This is a genomic window from Methylobacterium sp. UNCCL125, assembly GCF_900116795.1.
Classification (GTDB): domain Bacteria; phylum Pseudomonadota; class Alphaproteobacteria; order Rhizobiales; family Beijerinckiaceae; genus Methylobacterium; species Methylobacterium fujisawaense.
On record NZ_FPBW01000054.1, the window covers coordinates 1 to 19273 of the forward strand.

A 19273-nucleotide genomic window follows, 5' to 3' on the forward strand; every position below is an offset into this window, starting at 1 on the left:
CTAGTGCACTGACTCAGACGGATGGTTCAGGGGATCGGCCGACGGCTTCGAGGATATCGGTGGCGGGCTTTGTCCAGACGAAGGGTCTGGCGCGCTGGTTGTGCTCGGCGATGTAGCGTTTGATCGCCGCCTGCAGATCGACGACGCCGGTGAAGGAGCCTCGCCGCAGCCGACGACGGGTCAGCGCTGAGAAGAAGCCCTCGACCGCGTTGAGCCACGAGGCCGAAGTCGGGGTGAAGTGGAACGTCCAGCGCGGGTGCCGGGCGAGCCAGGCGCGCACCTTCGGATGTTTGTGGGTAGCGACGTTGTCGAGGATCGCGTGGATCGCCTTGCCGGACGGGACAGCAGATTCGACGGCGTTGAGGAACCGGATGAACTCACCGTTCCGGTGGCGCTGCATGCAGCGGCCGAGCACGGTGCCCGCCAGGACGTCGAGGGCCGCAAAGAGCGTCGTGGTGCCGTGACGGGTATAGTCGTGGGTCTGGGCGGCAGGATGGCCGGGGGCAGGCGGACGGTCGGGGCGCGTCCGCTCCAGCGCCTGGATCTGGCTCTTCTCGTCGATGGACAGCACCACCGCGTGGGCGGGTGGGGCCATGTAGAGGCCGACGACATCTTCGACCTTGGCGGCGAAAGCGGGGTCGCGCGAGCGCTTGAACGTGCGCAGCCGATGCGGCTGGAGGCGGTGAGCCTCCCAGATCCGCTGCACGGCACGCAACGAGATCCCGACCGCGCGGGCCACGGCCCGGCCGGTCCAGTGGGTGACCTCGCCCGGCGGCTCCGAGCAGGTCAGCGCCAGTACCTCGGCCACCGTCTCGGTTGAATGGGGCGGCGTGCCGGGCGGGCGCGTCTTGTCGCGCAGCAGACCTTCGACGCCAGCCTCGGCGTAGCGCCGCTGCCAGCGCCACACGGCCGGGCGGCTGACGCCCGCCCGCCGGGCGACGTCCTGGACACAAAAGCGCTCGGCCGAGAGCAGGACGATGCGGGCACGCTGGGTATGTTTGAGCGGGCGGGAGCGGTCGCTGGCGATCGCAACCAGTCGTGCCGCATCGCTCGCATCGAGAAGCACACAGACCGTCTGAGCCATGGCCCAGACTCGCACGTCTCATCGGACGCGTGAATCCTCTGTCCGCGTCACTGCACTAGTTGCGAGATGCCGTAGAAGGCCCCCGACAAGACGAGTTCCGCCGCCACGAGTTGCCCGAGCGACAATTGCCCCTGCAGGATGAGCCATCCGCCCATGGCCAGCAGGGCGGCACTGGCGACCGCGTAGACCACGAGGAATCCGATGGTCTGCGCGAAGGTGTGGCGGAAGTGGCGGCGATGCGCCCGCAGGTAGGCGGCGGTCATCGCGTCGGAACGCGCCATCGCGGCCGATAGCCGACCACCGTGCTTGTAGAAGCCGTTCGAGGTGCCGACGCTCTCCAGCCAACGCGCCGTCTCGTGCTTCGCATGGCTCAGCGCCGCGCCGGACCGGACCGCCGGCCCCGCCCAGATGAACCCGATGCCGAGCAGGACGGCGGCGGCGACGAGATTGAAGGCGAGAAAGAACGGATGATAGAAACTTGTCAGGACGAGGCCGATCCCGGCTTGTAGAAGGATCGCCAAGCCGCCGACCAGAAGATGCGGGACCGCTTTCTGGACCGTCATAAGATCGAAGAAGCGGTTGAACAGGTCGCGGCGCCCTGCGTCGTCGAAGTGCGGGTTTCTGGCGTGGAGGGCACGCAGGGTGATTTCCGCGACAATCCTCGCGAACACGCGCCGCTCGAACAGCGCCAGGACGTATATCCGCGCGGCGCTGAGCATGGCGGCGGCGAGCAGAAGCCCGAGCAGAAGCCCGGACAGGACGAACAGGGGCGCCGGCAGCGCCGTGTTGGCCACCGAGTTGATCAGGAGCTGCACCGACACCGGCACGGCAAGGCCCAGGAGCGCCACGGCGGCCCCATAGACGACGGCCGTCCAGACGAAGCCCGCCTCCGGTTTCAGGAGGCGCGCGATGAGCCTGCAGGCTTCCGCGAACGTCAGGGGCGTGTGTTTGATCGCATCCACGGGTCGAGGACCTTCCAGATCGGATCGAGTGCGTGCAGGGAGGCCATGGCGCCGCCATGTTGCCGGGCCCGGCCGTGGAGAAACGGAAAAACCGTCGTCATGCGGGAGCGCGGAGCCGACCCGGAACACCCGGCTCATGCCGGGCTCGAACCTCATGGGGTTAGATCGAAGCGACTGGCGGTCCACCGGAGGGCGTGTGGCGGATGCCGGTGAGATGCCCTCCAGGGCGAGGATCGCACGCGCGGTCAGCCATGCCCGGGTGGCACGGCGGACCATGTTGATGTCGGCGATTGCTGGACAGCCGGACGGCTGTCGCGTCGAGGTGATGCGCCCGCTTCAGCAGCGATAGCCGCCCGACGTCTGCCCGTACTGCTGCACCGGGAAGTGCTGCTGGTCGGCGTTGCCTTCCTGGGCTGAGCTTCTGCGGCAGCCGCCGACCGCGCGGGTCAGCATCTCCCCCGAGAGGATCGAGCCGGTCGAGAGCCCATCCCAGGTCGTCTGCGGGAGGGGCCGCGTCGGAGAGCCTACACGCAGGTCGGCGAATGCGGCGGAGAGCGGCGCGACACAGAGCGCGGCCGCGACCGTCACGATGGATAACTTCTTCGACGCCTTCATCGCTTGTCTCCAATCAAATTTACGGTTGTGACGACCTGTCCGTGGATCGAGGTCGGCCTGGCCACCACAGTTTTCCAGACAGGTCCGCTTCATCCACGCAAATGATTTGGAGACACTTGGTTCGCAGTACAATTTCGCGGGTTCAATGACGCTCATTGCGAAAACAAATGAGGATGAATGCTCCGCGTATGCCGATCGAAATTTAATCCCCGAGATAGACACCTGGTCAAAGGGCAATGTGTGTTCCGTCACATCGCGCCATTACGATCAGTGAGGATTTCGCGGAGGCTTGAGGCCGGAGCTTGAGATCCGACCCAGGTGAGCTGATGTGACGGCGATGCCGGGCCCGCCATTGCCTTTCGACCTCGACCTGCTGCGCACGTTCGTCGCCATCGTCGACAACGGGAGCTTCACGCGCGCGGCCAGTAGACTGGGCCTGACGCAGTCGACCGTGTCGCTGCAGATCAAGCGTCTGGAGGACGGCATCTCCCGTCGCCTATTCGACCGGGACGGCCGGGAGCTCAAGCTGACGCCCGAAGGCGAGGTTCTGCTCACCTATGCACGGCAGATGCTCAAGCTCGGTGCAGAGGCCCTTTCCCGGATCGTCACGCCGGAATTGACGGGCCTCGTCAGGCTGGGCACGCCCGAGGATTTCGCGACCACGCACCTGTCGGAGGTTTTGGCGTGTTTTGCTCGCGCCCATCCGCAGGTCGCGCTCCAGGTGAATTGCGACTTCACCGTCAACCTGCTCGACGACTTCTCGAAGGGGAAGTACGACCTGATCCTGTTCAAGCGCGAGCCCCAGGGTCCGAGCGGCGGGACGCGGGTCTGGCGGGAGGTGCTCGATTGGGTCGCGTCACCGCGTCTCGTTGCGGAAGCCGGTGACCCGATCCCGCTCGTCCTCTCGCCGGCGCCGGACGTCTATCGCAAGCGCGCGCTGTCGGCCCTCGATGTCGCCGGACGCGATTGGCGCATCGTCTACACCAGCCCGAGCTTGGCCGGATTGCAGGCCGCCGTGCAAGCCGGGCTCGGGGTGACGGTGTTGCCGACGGAAATGGTCCCTGCGGACATGGTGTCGGTTTCGGGCCGCCTTCAACTGCCTAAGCTCCCCGATACGGAGATCGTCCTCTACCAAGCGCCGGGCCACGTGTCGGCGGCGGCGGAGTTATTGTCGTCGACGATCGTCGCGGCGCTGGAGCGGCGCGTCGTGGCCCCTATGGCTATCGTCCCTTGAGGACATTGGGGCCTGCACCCGACTCGAAGGTTTGCTGCGCTCGCGCCGTCAGTCCGCCCCCTCGTCGGGGATATTCAGGAGGTTGCCGCAAGCCTTGCAGTGCACGGCGTCTGGCTCGTGGCGCTGCAGCCCGCAGGCGTCGCAGGGGAAGCGCACCTTGTAGGGTCGGAACACCACCTGGGCGAGGCGGAAGAACAGCGTCACGCCGCAGATCATCACGAAGACCGAGAGCAATCGTCCCGAGGAGCCCGGCAGTGTGATGTCGCCATAGCCCGTCGTTGTGAGCGAGGTAACGGTGAAGTACAGCGCGTCGACCGGCGTCTGGATGGCCGGGTTGTGATCGTGCTGCGTGGCGTAGACGATGCCCGTCATCGTGAAGACGAACACCACGAGGTTGGTCGCGGCCAGGATCGCGTCCTCGTTCCGGCGGAACAGCCCGCTGTCCCGCCGCAGGTGCTCTAGCAGGTGATAGGTGCGCAGCAGCGGATCATGCTTGCCGATTGCCAGAGGCTTCGGTTGATCACCCAAGCATACGGTTCGATCTGTGCCCGGCGCAAATCCTCCCGGAGCGCGGCCGCCTCCGAGACGGGCGTGGTCTCGGGCAGGGTTACGACAATGACATGGGTGTAGGCGGGATCCCGCAGACGCATGAGAGGGGTGACGATCCTACCCGAGGCGTGCGTGCCGGGTGCGGAGATGAGATCGCGCGTCATCTGGCGGCGATAGGCCCCGGTCGCATCGAGTAGGAGCAGTGTGCGTCTAGTGGGTGCGGCGTCGAGAACGACGAATGCACTGCGCGCCTCCGCGACGATGCGCGAGAAGGCGTGGAATACGGCGGCTTCCTCGGTACAGGGTGAGCGCAGATCCTCGTGCAGCATTTCACCCCACTCAAAGTCTGGTCGCGGTCTGCAACGAAACCTGACTGTATGAGGACGTCTGCCCAGACCTGTTGATGTAGCTCAAGGTAGTCGGCTGCGGTCGGCCTACGCTGTCGAAGATGGTCCGACATCGCGAGATCGCCGGCAGCTCTCGCCAGAGGGGCCCGGACCGGGGATGCTGTGCAGTTAAGTGACAAACCTAATACGAGCAAGGCGCGTTTCGCCAATGCGGCTCATTGAGGAAGTCAATCGACTTTTCTCATCCGCGCGCTTGAAACGGCGAGCGTAGATCACGAACCTATTTATACGGAGATCCGGGCTCCTCTGGTAGTCTCATGTGAGATTGCGATGTCGGATGCTCTCGGAGCGCGCCTCATCAGTGCCAGACCAGAGGATTGTCCGATGCTGTTCCGCATTGGAAGCGAGCCGATACCTGGGCATGAACGCGTAGGTGCGCGCACGCGGAGTCAACTTACGGGCACTGCGGCGATCCTGGTTCTGTTCATCGCATTGATAGGCTGCCAGGACAAACAGGCCGCCTCCTCCGCTCACACAGCAGCGACGGCTCCCGCAGTCAGCATCATCGTCGCGGAGCCGAAGGCCGTAACCCTGGTCAAGGAATTGCCGGGTCGGATCACGCCGATGCGCATCGCCGAGGTACGGCCGCGCGTGTCCGGTATCATCGTCAAGCAAACCTTCGAGCAGGGTAGTCTCGTCAAGGAAGGGACCGTCCTATATCACATCGATCCCAAGCCATTTGAGGTCGAACTCGACGCCGCCAAGGCGGCGCTGGCCAGGGCCGACGCGACACTGTTCCAGGCAAATCGTCAGGAGGATCGCCTGCGGCAGCTCCTCAGCGGGCAGACCACAACCCAGGCGCAGTACGATCTAGCACTGGCGGCAGAAAAGCAGGCCGAAGCGGACGTCGCAGCTCAGAAGGCCGCCGTCCAGCGTGCCCAGCTCAACCTTGACTTCGCAACCCTGCGAGCGCCGATCACCGGGCGGATCGGGCGGGCGCTCGTGACGGAGGGCGCCCTCGTCGGCCAGAACGAGGCCACACACCTCGCCACCATCCAGCAGCTCGATCCCATCTACGCCGACTTCACGCAGTCCGTGACCGAGCTGAACCAGCTCAAGCGCGATCTCAGCGACGGCCGGCTGCAGAAGGTGTCGCCCAACGCCGCCGAGGTGCGCCTCGTATTCGACGATGGCACCCTCTACCCACATTCCGGGCGGCTTCTCTTCTCCGATGTCACGGTCGACCCCGGCACTGGCCAAGTAATCCTGCGCGGCGAATTCCCGAACCCAAACGCGGAACTCTTGCCGGGCACCTACATGCGCGTGCAAATCGAGGAGGGTATCGACGCCGATGCCATCGTGCTGCCGCAGCAGGCGATCCAGCGCAACAATGCCGGCGGCAGCGAGGTCTACGTCGTCAACGACGAGGGCCGCGCCGTACTGCAGCCGGTGCGTGTCGGCCGCACGCTCGGCAACGAGATCGTGGTCGAGGACGGGCTGAAGCCCGGCTATCGCGTCGTCGTCGAGGGCTTCCAGAAGTTCACGCCCGGCAGTGTGGTGCAACCCGTGCCGTGGTTGCCAGCCAAGCAGGCGGCGGCGCAAGCCCGACCGAACTGATCCCTTTCCAAGCGCCCCGCTCCCTCCGGAGGCCTGCCGCCATGCCCGGCTTCTTCATCGCGCGTCCGATCTTCGCCTGGGTGGTGGCGATCTTCATCTGCCTAGGCGGACTGCTCGCGCTGCCGTTCCTACCGGTCGCGCAGTATCCGGTGATCGCGCCACCCTCGATCTCGATCTCGACCGTCTACCCCGGAGCCTCGACCCAGAACCTCTACTTCAGTGTCACCCGGCTGATCGAGGAGGAGCTGAATGGGGCCGCCAACGTCCTCAACTACGAGTCGACGAGCGACACCACCGGCGAGGTCGAGATCATCGTCAACTTCCAGCCCGGAACCGACATCGCGCTGGCCGCCGTCGATGTCCAGAACCGTATCAAGCGCATCGAACCACGCCTGCCGGAGGCGGTCCGCGAGCAAGGCATCCTCATCGTCGAGGCGAGCAGCGCCATCCTACAGTTCGTGACGCTCACCTCCAGCGACGGCAGCCTCGACGAGGTCGGCCTTGGCGATGTCGCCACCCGCAACGTGCTGCCGGAGCTGCGGCGTCTCCTTGGTGTCGGCCGGGCGCGCCTGTTCTCGACCGAACGTGCGATGCGGGTCTGGCTCGATCCGGACAAGATGCTCGGCGTCAACCTGACCGCGCAGGATGTCGAGGACGCGATCAAGGCGCAGAACGCGCAGGTCGCCTCGGGCTTGCTCGGCGTGCAACCGAGCCCGAGAGCTCAGCGCACGCAGAACATGGTGCTGGTGAAGGGCCAGCTCGAGTCGCCCGAGGATTTCGGCTCAATCGTGCTGCGCGCCAACCCGAACGGCTCCACCGTGCGCCTGCGCGACGTCGCACGACTGGAAGTCGGCGGCCTATCCTACGCCTTCTCAACCCGCCTGAACGGCAAGCCCGCGGCCGCCATCGCCGTGCAGCTCGCGCCGACCGGCAATGCGCTCGCCACCGGCAAGGCGGTGAAGGCCAAGATGGAGCAGCTCGCCCGCTTCTTCCCGCCGGGCCTCAAGTACGAGATCTCCTACGATGTCACGCCGGTGATCACGGCGTCGGTCAAGAAGGTGCTGCTGACGCTCGCCGAGGCGGTGGTGCTCGTCTTCGTCGTCATGTTCCTGTTCCTGCAGAACTTCCGCTACACGCTGATCCCGACCATCGTGGTGCCGATCGCGCTGCTCGGCACCTGCGTCTCCCTTCTCCTGATGGGCTTCTCGATCAACGTGCTCACCATGTTCGGCATGGTGCTGGCCATCGGCATCCTCGTGGATGACGCCATCGTGGTGGTCGAGAACGTCGAGCGCATCATGGCCGAGGAGGGCCTCTCGCCGAGAGCGGCCACCGAGAAGGCCATGGGTCAGATCACGGGCGCCGTGATCGGCATCACGCTCGTCTTGATGGCGGTGTTCGTGCCGATGGCGTTCTTTCCCGGCTCGGTCGGCATCATGTACCAGCAGTTCTCGGCCGCCATGGTCGTGTCGATCGGCTTCTCCGCCTTCTTGGCGCTGTCGCTCACCCCGGCTCTGTGTGCCACGATGCTGAAGCCGATCGCTAAGGGGCACGGTCACGCCAAGGAGGGCGTTTTCGGCTGGTTCAACCGCAGCCTGGACTGGCTGACGCGCCGCTACGGCACCACGACGCGCTGGATGGTGGCGCGCTCGGGCCGCTTCATGCTGCTCTACTTGGCATTGCTGGGCGGCCTCGGCTACGCCCTTTGGCGGCTGCCTGCGGGCTTCGTGCCAATCGACGACCAGGGCTTCGTCATGGCCGACGTTCTGGCACCTTCGGACGCGAGTGCGAATCGGACGCTCGATGTTGTCCGCTCGGTGGAGGAACAGCTCGCCGGAACGCCGGGCGTCGACAAGCTCACGTTCATCACGGGCTTCAGCTTTTTCGGTCAAGGCGCGATGACGGCACAGGCCTTCGTCACCCTGAAGGACTGGTCGGAGCGCGATGCCGATCAGAGTTCCGCGGCCATCATCGACCGGAGCAATGAGACTTTCGTAGGCTTGCGTGACGCGGAGGTGTCCGCGCTCGCCCCACCGCCGATCGCCAATCTCGGCACGACGAGCGGCTTCAGCTTCCGTCTGCAGGACCGCTCGCAGCGTGGCTACGAGGCGCTGATGGCTGCCAAGGATCAGCTTTTGGCGGCCGCTAGCCGCTCGCCGATCCTGCGCGAGGTGACAGTCGAGGGTCTGCCGCCAGCCCCACAGATCCGGCTCGACATCGACCGCGAGAAGGCAGCCGCCCTCGGTGTGACGTTTGCCGATATCAACACCACGCTCTCGGCACAGCTCGGATCCAGCTACGTCAACGACTTCCTCAATCGCGGCCGTATGCAGCGCGTGGTCGTCCAGGCACGTGAGGATAAGCGGGTCAGGCCGGAGGATCTGCTGACGTATAGCGCCCGCAACAGCAGCGGTGCCATGGTGCCGTTCGCCTCGTTTGCTCGGGTCACCTGGGTTGTCGGTCCAACCCAGGTGATCGGCTTCAATGGCTACCCGGCCGTTCGCATTACTGGCAGCCCGGCACAGGGCTACACCAGCGGCGACGCGCTCGCCGAGATGGAACGGTTGACGAGCGAACTGCCGGGCGGCTTCGGCTACGAGTGGACGGGTCAGTCGCTGCAGGAGAAGCTTGCCGGCTCCCAGGCCGCATTCCTGCTCGGGCTCTCGATCCTGTTCGTGTTCCTGTGTCTCGCCGCACTCTACGAGAGCTGGTCGATCCCGTTCGCCGTCATGCTGGTGGTGCCGCTCGGCATCGTCGGCTCTGTGGCGGCCGCCTACCTGCGCGGGCTGCCGAACGACGTCTACTTCACGGTGGGCCTGATCACCATCATCGGTCTGTCAGCCAAGAACGCGATCCTGATCATCGAGTTCGCCAAGGACCTGCGCGCGCAAGGCAAGCCGTTGATCGCGGCGACGCTCGAGGCGGCGGAACTACGCTTCCGGCCGATCGTGATGACGTCGCTGGCCTTCATCCTCGGCGTGGTGCCGCTGGTGATCGCCTCCGGCGCGAGCGCTAAGAGTCAACAGGCCCTTGGCACAGGTGTACTAGGCGGCATGATTACCGCGACTGTGCTCGCCGTGTTCATGGTTCCGATTTTCTTCGTGGTTGTGATGCGGTTCCTCTCGCGGGGACAGAGGACAAGCAAGCCAGAGCTTGCCGACGCCGCTTAGTGGCAGCCGTATCAGCTCGAATTATACGAAGCGCTTCCGCAATGAAGCGGCTGACGTCCCCCCATCGCTTTGGTCCGGCGTGAGTGCGAGTTTTCCGGTTTTGTGAGACCCTGAGGGGAGGAGCAGAGCCGTGAAGAAGAGCAGGTTCACCGAGGAGCAGATCGCCTTCGCGCTGAAGCAGGCCGAGACCGGGACACCGGTCGCGGAGGTGCTGCGTCGGATGGGCATCTCCGAGCAGACGTTTTACCGCTGGAAGAAGCTCTACGGCGGCTTGGGCACAGGCGAGCTGAGGCGGCTGAAGCAGCTTGAGGACGAGAACCGCAAGCTCAAGCAACTCGTGGCCGATCTGAGCCTCGACAAGCACATCTTGCAGGACGTGCTCGCAAAAAAGCTCTGACGCCTGCTCGGCGACGCGAACTCGTGCACCAGGTTCAGGAGGCGCACGGGGTGAGCGAGCGGCGCGGCTGCGCCGCGCTCGGCGTCGGCCGGTCGGGCGTCCGCTACCGCTCGACCAAGCCCGATCAGGCACCACTGCGGATGCGCATCTGCGATCTGGCCAAGAGCCGGGTGCGCTACGGCTACTTCAGGATCTACATCCTGCTGCGCCGGGAAGGTTGGCGGGTGAATCACAAAAGGGTCCACCGCCTCTACAGGGATGAGGGCCTTAGCCTGCGGCTCAAGCGGCCCCGCCGGCACGTCAGTGCGGCACACCGTGAGCGTCAGCCGGCCGCGCTCCGGCCGAACGAACGCTGGTCGATGGACTTCGTCTCCGACGCGCTGTTCGATGGCCGCCGGCTGCGAGCTCTGACGGTCGTCGATGCGTTCACGCGCGAGGCCCTGGCGATTGAGGTCGACCAAGGCAACAAGGGCGAGCAGGTCGTGGCGGTCGTCGCCCGCTTGGCAATGCTGCGCGGAGCACCGTGCGCGATCCAGGTCGATAATGGGCCTGAGTTCGTCTCGAAAGCACTCGACCGCTGGGCCTACGAGAACGGCGTCACGTTGGACTTCTCGCGCCCTGGCAAGCCGACCGACAACGCGCTGGTCGAGTCGTTCAACGGCCGCCTGCGCGACGAGTGCCTGAACGCGAACTGGTTCTTGTCGTTGGCCGACGCCAGGAGCAAGATCGAGACGTGGCGGCGGCAGTACAACGAGAGCCGTCCTCACACCGCCCTGGGGTGGCTGACACCCCAGGAATTCGCCCTGGCGGCGGCCCTGCAGGCCGCCGAATGAGATCCGGAGGCTCACCTTTCGGCCGGACCAAAATCCGGGGGACCCTCACAAAACCGGAAAACTCGCACTCACGCCGGACCAAAGCGATGGGGGGACGTCAGCTCGCGCGACTGATCCGCCAGTTGGCTGGCTGCGCCCACTCGGGCTTTGCCCCACACGTAGCCTCATACCAGCTGAGCGCGGAGGCGAGCCGTTGCACCAGCTCCCGAGCGAGCCCGCACAAGTGCCGACGCGGAGTGACAAACATCCACGAAGGAATGATGTTATGCTCCAAGCGAGGCACCTTCGCAGGTGGCTGCGATGCACCTGCGATCGAAGGAACCTGCGTGGTCGGGCGTTCCAAGAGTCATCTGACGAATATGACCGGCGCGGAATTCCGTTCGCGCCTCCGTGAGCTAGGGCGAACGGATGCAGCATTCGCGGAGGAGGTCGGCAGTTCAACTCGCAGCGTGAGCCGATGGGTCAGCGAAGGGCCACCGCCCGAAATCGCCTATCTCGTCGACCTCTTGCTGACTCTCGAGTTGCATATCGGCGCACCCATTTCGCCGGAAGGAGGTGCGGGAAAGGACGCTTTTGATATCGTGTTCGACGACATGCTTGCGCGCGCAGCTATAAGTGGCCGAAAATCCGAATTGATTGCGAGTATGCGCCGCTGGTTAGAGCACCAATATGTCAAGATGAGCAGAAGTACTACTGGTGAAAGTTAGCATCTCGCAGTCGTCGATCGCACGCGAACGCCCGCGACGTCTCGAGGTCAACGGGAAGACGGACGCACCGTCCAAGCTGGTAGCCGTCTTCCCCCAGCGGCTGGCCGCCGCACGTCGGTCCTTCAGTTGAGCTGAGAGTTGCTCAACCCGGTTGCAGCCGTTGAGGCGTCATTTCGGGCAAGCGGCGGGAGACTCATTCCTCGGCGGCGGGATCGCGGGCCGAGCGTCCTTGCTCCAGACGTGCTCGCGGAAGAAGTAGCTGTCATGGTCGCGATTGCCGACAGCCTACCTAAGCATGCCCGGAAGCTGATCGAGCAGCGGGAACGCAAGCGGCCACTCATACCCTGCGCCGGCACAATCAAGGCTGTCGCGAGGCCTTGCCATCAGCGATCACGCGCACCGTGGTGGCACACCCACCAAGTGATCGGCCATGAGCCTAACGATCGTCTCGGTTTCAGCTGCAAACTCCGTCATTTCGCAACCACTGGCCCCATTCTCCGGAGCGAGCCCGCTGGTTCCGTCGAGAGAAACCGCGCCGCCTTGCGAGCCGTACTCCTGAGAGGCTGAGGAGCCGCTTCCAAACGCAAGCGCGGGCTCAATAGATGGAGAGCTGGGCGGTCCATCGCCAAGGTCCAGGCTCGACTCCCACAGCGCGCCGCTTGCTTCGGTCTGGATCCGCCAGAAGATGGCCGAGAAGGCGCAGCGAAAAATTCTGCGGGCTCCCACTCCGATTTGCCCGTTGCGCCTCCGATAGCACCGATCCCGAGCAGCGTGGACAAGTCGCTCATTACATCAGACGGCTCAAGCGGTTACAGTAACAACCGGTGACGGGCATCCCCATGATTCACAGATCCGCCAGAAGCGTTCATTTGGTGGTGCGCCATTTTGTCTATACTGTATCCATGCTGGTATTTCGGGGCCGATCGGAGGCAATGCCGCCGGATGTCGGATGTTAATGATGGCAGCTGGCTCGCGATGATTGCCGCCGCGATGAGTTAATGTCTCGCCGATCCGTGCGTTGCCGGTGCGAGCTGAGCAGGCATGGAGGCAATCAAGATGGACCCAATCTCCCCAGCTGAACTAAGGAACGAATTTGGACGGAAAGCGAGTCGTCACAGTTTTGTATCGATAAAAAACATGCGGCCGATCAGATATAATCAGCGCTGGCACCGTGATGCCCTTGTCCAACTATCCCTTGATCCGTCTGTGATAGCATTCGAAGCCGAGTCCGAGCCGCTCCCCCACGAAGTGCTGAACTTGATCGTTACCATTTTGGGCGGGCAGATGCGTGTTTCCCTCGTTCGGGACCACACCAACAGCACTGACTCAAACCAAGCGAAAGACCAGATAAGAATCAGCAGATCGACGATTCTGCGGGAGCCAAGAGCGAGTAATGCAAGAGCAATATGGGCCACTCGAAAGAGCATCGTATCTATCGGAGACAGAGTGAGAATTTTAGGAAAGCTAGATGCTGCGCCGAATGGCCTCAAGTTGGCGGAGTTGCTCGCATGCATCTCGACGTCACGAGTCGACCCAGTCGATGCAATCCTTGCTCTTGTATGCCAGGGCTTGGTCACTCTCGATATCGAGAAGCCAATCGCACCAAGCACAACCGTCCGACGTTCCTTGAATCCAAGATCGGACTGTGGACCCAAGACAGCTTTGAAGTCCTAGCTCGCGTCCTTGAGTACGGATAATCAGCTGATTGTTCCGGAGCGGGGCCGATCCGAATGTGTCCGGAGCTTTTGGAGGGCAGCGGAGATCAATCGTCCATGTCCATCCAAGCCACTTGCCACCGCTGTCCAATGCTCTACAAAATGCCGAGGATTGCTCTTCGTCTCCGCCTGAGGGAGCGAACCCAGATGTCGAAACGACGTCGAGAGATTGAGCAGCTTGAGGCTGAAATCGCTGCCATGGAGCAGCAGGTTCAGCAGATCGCTTCTAAGCGAGCAGTCGCAGTACTGCGTATGAGAACGCTCGAAGCCATGGAATTTTTCGAGACCGCGGCCGTTCCACATCAGGAGCGACAAGGGCATTTACCTCTCATACCCATCAATGGCGACATGCGAGGTGGTCCTTCTGAGCAGCGAAGTCGGCCGATAAAGGGAAAAAATACTACGACTGCACCCACTGACAAGAAGCGGTTGGTTGATAGAGACAAGCTGGCTGAATTGACGCGCCAACTGTGTCCAGCGCGTCAAAAAGCCGTGCTTCTGGTCGTCGAGATGATCGAAGCAGCGTATCCTTCAAGCGTCACATCTGCGGAGATCAATTCTCGATTCGCTGAAGATGGGACCGTCTCGATATCCGTGCTTGCGAAGTGCAAGACGGCTCTCCATCGGTCTCAGCTCGTGTCATTTAGTCGGGTAGATCAGAGGTGGTCCATCAAAGGAGCGCCAACTGACTCCGAGTCGCCAGGTTTGGCAATCGTGCCAGCATGACTGTGCAGCGGAGGAAGCATGAATTCACCGGCTTACAGCTGGGAGGCCGCCGGAAAGGTGGTGCGCAATAGCGCAAAGCGAAGGCGCGGCCTTTTGGGCCGCGCCTTCCAGGTGCGAATCTCAGGCTAGCAACCAGCTTCGCACCTCCAGACACTTTCGATTCGTCTGTTTCGAAGCCCCTGTGGCAAGCAGGGACTTCGACCGACACTCTGCAGGTACCATGCCGCTGTAGCAAGCAGAGGCACGGGCCGAGCGCTGAGACTTTGGCATTTTTGACGTCAAAGGCAAGCCTCTCCCCTGTGGGATCGGTCGGTACTGGGCGGTCGACGGCTTTCAGCACGCGCCCCTGTGTTCCGCGGGCAAACAGCTCAGCAGGTTGGAAGGCCCGTCCATCCGGCTCCCAACCTTGGATATCGAGCGCGGCGAAGTGGGTGCCGGACCGGCCCCCGCCAAGAGGTGTCATCGACTCCCTCATGCATCGAGCTCGCGTCGTGTTGGTCCGTAGCCGTTCCTCAAGCCGTTCCGGGGCGCGGGCAATAACGGCAGCAGGCACAGCACGGCGAGCAGATGGCGCGCGGCTGAGTGTGGATTGGCAGCAGTAGACGAAAAATTTTCCCTGTAGAAATAAGCATATTTATCGGGCCAAGCGACTGAACTGCCGATCGCAGAAGGAGAGGTTTAGTTTATCGGAGGAGATGTCATGTTTCAACCTCGTGTATTTAGGAGCGCTGACAAAAGAATACTGCATAAATCTGGACCCGAAAAAGTCTGGGAAAGCCTTGGTCCGGGCGTAGAGGTATTCAGATATCCAACTGGCGAACCCGTACGGCGGATCATCACTCAAGGTGGCTCAAGGAAAGTTGGCGGGTTCTACTCGTGGAAGATGATGAACCACACCGTCTTCGAGTCTGTGACCGAAGAGCGTTGCAGCATGCTGATGGACGTTCACTCCGCCGTTGACGCATTCTACGCCCAGCCTGAAACCATCCGCGTTACGGGTACCGAAGGCAATTCCTTCGAGTACACTCCGGACTTTCTAAGCATTTTAGGTGGAACAAGGTTCCGACTTGAGAATAAGCGTGCTTGTGATCTGTGGCCACCGAAACCGGCCGACCGCTACGACGAGTCGGGCATCCGGAAATGGGAGAAAGCCGCACTTGTGCGCGCTCGCCTCCGTGCCGTGCGGCAAGCCTACACACGCTGCGGCCTACAATGGAAATTGGTCTTAGACCTTCATATCGCCAACATGGCTGCACCGGAGGTAGTGGACGAACTGGTCTCACATGGCGGACGTCCGATTAGTGAGGGGGATTGGCGCCGCCTCCGGGAACATATTATCGCAGCCGAAAACGCCACGACGCTGGATGCCGCGTCCGCTGTTCTGCGTGAAGCAGAGGACCCGCGGGGGACGGTTCTGGCGCGTGTAAGTGAGGGCCTCCTCGGGATCGATCTCCACGAAATCCCTAGAGACGAGAGCCTTGTCTTCCTCACCGGCAGACGGAGGGACGAGGTATGACGGACGTCATGGAAGCGGACCTGAGCAGCGAAGACTCAATCGAGCCGGTCACCATAGATCATATTGTACCTGACGATCTTGAGGTCGGGGCTTTCATTATCTACGAAGGAAGGCCGTTTAGTTTCCTTCATAAAGATGAAGGGTGTGCGCCACTTATTTTCAAATCCGAAACCGGCCCTCCTCGGCTGATTGAGCTGCTGCCGACCGAATATATTCACAAAATTGCGCTCGGCGAAATAAAAAGGCCTGGTAGAAAAAACATCGCCGGACTAAATGCAGAGCCTGAGTCGTATAGGCATGACGAGAAATTTGAGGCGCTTCCTAAAAAAGCGCGAGAAGTTGCAGGATTGAAGGATTTATATGTCGAAGAGTTTGCGCGCAGGATCCGAGACGCCGAAGAACGAGGTGAGAGGTTCGCGCGAAACGAAACGAATGCATTGATTGTTCGCGAAATCGTAGATGCTGCTCTACCAAAGGACGTTCATCCACCGGCCATGCGATCGGCCCGCAGCATTTTGCGTTGGTTGCAGAGATCGGAGCTTAAGAAGGGCTCTCCGATGGCGAACGTCCACGGCAACTACCAACGTCCATACAACCGTAAAATATCCCAACGTGTGCTGGACCTTATTGCCACGATCATTCGTGAACAAGCCGACACTCTACCTCATGCCTTGCGGCCAGGTATTATCCGCGGTCAAGTAAACACCAAAATTAAAGAAATAAATTTGGAGGAGAGTCTCCAAATACCGCCAGTAAGAACAACAACTGTGACTTCAGAGTTCAATCGTTACGACGGATGGATACGGCTTGCAGCTACAAAGGGTAAACATGCGGCGGACTTGGAATTCGGTGCCGTCGGAAAACTCGTCCGGCCAACACGTATCAATCAGCATTGGGAGCTTGACCATCACTCGATCGACCTCATCCCCATTTTAGGAAGCACAGAACTCGGGCAAATGTTGTCAAAATCGGCGTTAGGCAGATTGGACATAACTTTAGCGATAGACGTTTACTCGGGCTATCCCGTTGGATTCTACCCGTCTTTCGAAGGTACTGGTCTGCTGCCTTCTTTGATGTGCATTGCTCATGGCGTTCAGGAAAAGACCTACGTGGCTCAACGCTTCCCGCATATCAGCGGCTCACTGCTCGCACATGGCAAGCCTACCAAGGTCCGGTTCGATCGCGCACGGGAGTACGTCGGCAGACAGATGGCGAGATCTCTCCGCAGAGTTGGAATTGGCTTCGAGCTGGCGCGACCCAGATTTCCAGACGATAAACCATACATTGAACGATTTTTTGGAACGCTCGAGAATGATTTCGTCTCTTGGCTTAAAGGAAGAACCGGATCAAGCCCTCGTGACAGGGGTGCTGCAAACCCCGCGAAGGAGGCGGCTATTGAACTAGATGATTTCGTTGCGCTTCTGCACGAATATTTTATCACTGTTTACGCTCGCAGACCCCAAAGAGGTCTTGATTGGGAAACCCCGGAGCAACGCTGGCTGCGAGGTCTGCGAAACTATAAGCCTAGGCTTCTGACTCCTGATGAACAAGCTCGCGTAGACGTTCTTGCCTCCATTGAGGTAAAGGTGAACGCTGGCCGGGAGGGGATACAGTGGCGCAACAAGCATTATCAATCCCCGGAGCTTCAGAGCATCCGCCGTACGTCGGGTAATTTCGGAGTTCGCAAAAACTCTATGACTCCGCTGATTGGCAGAATTTCACTACGAGACGTCGGCGTTATATTCGTGTCCGTTCCTAATACTGATACTCCCTCAGAGATTGCTGTTCCCTGTACCGCAGCGGCAGCACACGGCAGGACTGTTTGGCAGGACGAAGTTGTACAGGCGCTTCTTCGCCAGAAGAAAAAGAATCCGCAATCGAAGATCGACTATGAGGATGGATTTTCGGCGCTGTTCCGCCGGTCGATTGGATGCATGGGCATCAAAACCGACAAAGCCTCGAAGCTTGGTTCATCTCGCGGTGCAGTTACCGCTGCACGATTTACCGGCGTGATGGTCGACGGCGTATGTAAACATGCTTTGACGCGTCTGGTTCGTGACGGCACTGCGCTTGATCTGTTCGGCCAATTGGCGGCGCAAGATAAAAGCCAGGCGGTCTGCGAAGAAAATATAAATGCAATAAATACGGATGATGAGGACATCGTCGATATCTACGATGACATGCCTGCCGATGAAATAGATATGAGCGATCTCCTCGGTGAGGAGGATTGAGGTGGCAATATTCCCTCACGAGCTTCCGCACAAGAAGCGGCTGGATTACATAGACAGGATCTTTATACGGCATGATGCGATCAAGATCGCCGCACAGGCTCTCCAGCACCTCACGTTCGCTCCGAATCGGCGCAGGGAAGGATCCGTAGGGTAATTACCCACGGGGTGGATCGGTCGGCGGCGGAACGCCCGCGGCTGCGCCGCTTGCCGGGACGAGCTTGCCTCTTGCGCGGGTCGGATTTCGCTGATTCCCTGGCGGGATGGGCCGCAGCGAACTGGAACGGCTGAGCCGCGAGGAGCTGATCGAGCTGGTGCTGCGGCTGCAGCGGCCAGAGAAGACCTCGCGCACCTCATCCAAGCCGCCCGCGACGGATCGCAAGGAGCAGCGGGAGCATTCTAAGCCCGGCGGCGCCAAGCCCGGTCACGAGGGTCACAGCCGGGTGCTGAGCGATGATCCCGATACGATCGTCCAGCATCGTCCCGAGGCGTGCGCGTGCTGCGGCGCCAGCCTGCACGCCGCACTTCCGGCAGAGATCGTCAGCGTCTCTGAGCAAATCGAGCTGCCTGAGGTGGCGCCGATTGTGACGCAGCACCAGCGCCTTGCCGTTTGTTGTCCGAGCTGCGGGACGCGCGTGATCGCGCCACCGCCCGAAGCGGCGCGCGGCACGCCCTTCGGTCCGCGGCTGCATGCGGTGGCGACGTACCTCAAGACCTTTCAGGCGCTCTCGTACGAACGGCTGCAGGCGGCGCTCTCCGATCTGTTCGGCCTCACCCTCAGCCAGGGCGGGCTGATGAACCTGCTCCGGCGCGCGCAGGACCGCTTCCGTGCCGGTCGCGACGCGGCCATCGCGACCCTGCGCAAGGCTGAGGTCGTCGCCTGCGACGAGACTGGCGTGCGCATCGAGGGCTCGAACGCTTACCACTGGCTGTTCCACTCGGCGCAAGCCGTGGTGCACACCGCCTCCCCGACGCGCGGCGCTGTCGTGGTGCGCGAGATGATGGACGGGCACCGACCGGCGGTGTGGATCTCCGACCGCTACACCGCCCAACAGGGCCACGCGGATGAGCACCAGACCTGCCTGGCGCATCTGGCCCGCGATGTCGCCTATGGCGTCGAGGCCAGCGACGATCCCGTGCCCTGGCGCCTGCAACTCTGGTTGCAGCGCGTGTTCGCCCTGGCCGAGCGCGTCACCGACTTGGCTGCCGCGACGCTCTCGGCCAAGCGCCGCAGCCTGGATCGGCAACTGGGTGCCATCCTCGCCACGTCGAGCCGCTGTGATCTGAGCCGCGACCTGCAGGCCAAGATCAGCCGCGCCCGCGATCAGCTCCTGGTCTTCCTCGCCTATCCCGGAAAGGTCGAGCCGACCAACAACGGCTCCGAGCGGCTGCTGCGTCCGGCTGTCGTGCAGCGGAAGGTCACCAACGGCTACCGGGCCATGTGGGCGGCCGAGGGCGAGGCCGCCATTCGCACCGTCGTCGACACCGCGCGCCTCACAGGCAGCAGTCCCTTCGGCGCCATCCTCAAAACCATCGGCGCCTGAGCCCAGCCATCACAGGCCTGGGTAATTAC

At 62.1% G+C, this 19273-nt stretch carries 12 protein-coding genes and 2 pseudogenes; 9 read left to right on the forward strand and 5 right to left on the reverse strand.

The window, feature by feature from the left end:
• Positions 1 to 13 precede the first annotated feature (13 nt).
• The 3 genes from BM396_RS30545 to BM396_RS30555 all read right to left on the reverse strand — a co-directional run bounded on the left by BM396_RS30545 (position 14) and on the right by BM396_RS30555 (position 2661).
• Positions 14 to 1084 carry an IS630 family transposase gene (locus BM396_RS30545; protein ID WP_170867530.1) on the reverse strand — a complete coding sequence of 357 codons (1071 nt, stop codon included), beginning with the start codon at positions 1082 to 1084 and terminating at the stop codon, positions 14 to 16.
• Between the two features lie 47 nt (positions 1085 to 1131).
• Positions 1132 to 2046 carry an ATP-binding cassette domain-containing protein gene (locus BM396_RS30550; RefSeq protein ID WP_199807269.1) on the reverse strand — a complete coding sequence of 305 codons (915 nt, stop codon included), beginning with the start codon at positions 2044 to 2046 and terminating at the stop codon, positions 1132 to 1134.
• Positions 2047 to 2382: 336 nt separating this feature from the next.
• Positions 2383 to 2661 (reverse strand): hypothetical protein, encoded by a 279-nt coding sequence (locus BM396_RS30555; RefSeq protein ID WP_043387816.1) that lies wholly within the window; start codon positions 2659 to 2661, stop codon positions 2383 to 2385.
• Between the two features lie 337 nt (positions 2662 to 2998).
• On the opposite strand from BM396_RS30555, the gene BM396_RS30560 reads away from it, so the two are divergent.
• Positions 2999 to 3895, forward strand: a complete 897-nt coding sequence (locus BM396_RS30560) for a LysR substrate-binding domain-containing protein (RefSeq protein ID WP_043387815.1) — start codon at positions 2999 to 3001, stop codon at positions 3893 to 3895.
• A gap of 48 nt (positions 3896 to 3943) precedes the next feature.
• Here BM396_RS30560 and BM396_RS30565 read toward each other — a convergent pair.
• A pseudogene (locus tag BM396_RS30565) lies at positions 3944 to 4378 on the reverse strand (potassium channel family protein); the annotation flags it as partial.
• Positions 4370 to 4773 (reverse strand): annotated as a pseudogene (locus BM396_RS32030) (ArsA-related P-loop ATPase); the annotation flags it as partial. The pseudogenes BM396_RS32030 and BM396_RS30565, both read right to left, overlap by 9 nt.
• A gap of 402 nt (positions 4774 to 5175) precedes the next feature.
• Here BM396_RS32030 and BM396_RS30570 point away from each other — a divergent pair.
• The 8 genes from BM396_RS30570 (at position 5176) to BM396_RS30590 (ending at position 19244) form a co-directional block, all read left to right on the forward strand.
• Positions 5176 to 6408 (forward strand): efflux RND transporter periplasmic adaptor subunit, encoded by a 1233-nt coding sequence (locus BM396_RS30570; protein ID WP_081948791.1) that lies wholly within the window; start codon positions 5176 to 5178, stop codon positions 6406 to 6408.
• A 41-nt stretch (positions 6409 to 6449) separates the two neighbouring features.
• Entirely contained in the window at positions 6450 to 9578 is a 3129-nt protein-coding gene (locus tag BM396_RS30575; protein ID WP_043387813.1) for a multidrug efflux RND transporter permease subunit, read from the forward strand.
• Positions 9579 to 9708: 130 nt separating this feature from the next.
• Positions 9709 to 10808, forward strand: a protein-coding gene (locus BM396_RS30580; protein WP_089231740.1) for an IS3-like element ISMex11 family transposase whose coding sequence is annotated in 2 segments (ribosomal slippage) — positions 9709 to 9961 and positions 9961 to 10808 — 1101 coding nt in all. Because the reading frame shifts where the segments join, the coding sequence is not laid out codon by codon here.
• A 236-nt stretch (positions 10809 to 11044) separates the two neighbouring features.
• Positions 11045 to 11515 (forward strand): hypothetical protein, encoded by a 471-nt coding sequence (locus tag BM396_RS32430; protein ID WP_139239579.1) that lies wholly within the window; start codon positions 11045 to 11047, stop codon positions 11513 to 11515.
• Between the two features lie 1862 nt (positions 11516 to 13377).
• Complete coding sequence (locus tag BM396_RS32435) at positions 13378 to 13956, forward strand: ABC transporter C-terminal domain-containing protein (protein WP_139239580.1); 579 nt, start codon at positions 13378 to 13380, stop codon at positions 13954 to 13956.
• Positions 13957 to 14656: 700 nt separating this feature from the next.
• Entirely contained in the window at positions 14657 to 15472 is an 816-nt protein-coding gene (locus BM396_RS32440) for a hypothetical protein (protein WP_139239581.1), read from the forward strand.
• Complete coding sequence (locus tag BM396_RS30585) at positions 15469 to 17703, forward strand: DDE-type integrase/transposase/recombinase (protein WP_081948797.1); 2235 nt, start codon at positions 15469 to 15471, stop codon at positions 17701 to 17703. The genes BM396_RS32440 and BM396_RS30585 overlap by 4 nt, the downstream gene beginning before the upstream one ends.
• Positions 17704 to 17963: 260 nt before the next feature.
• Entirely contained in the window at positions 17964 to 19244 is a 1281-nt protein-coding gene (locus tag BM396_RS30590) for an IS66 family transposase (protein WP_043387809.1), read from the forward strand.
• Positions 19245 to 19273 lie beyond the last annotated feature (29 nt).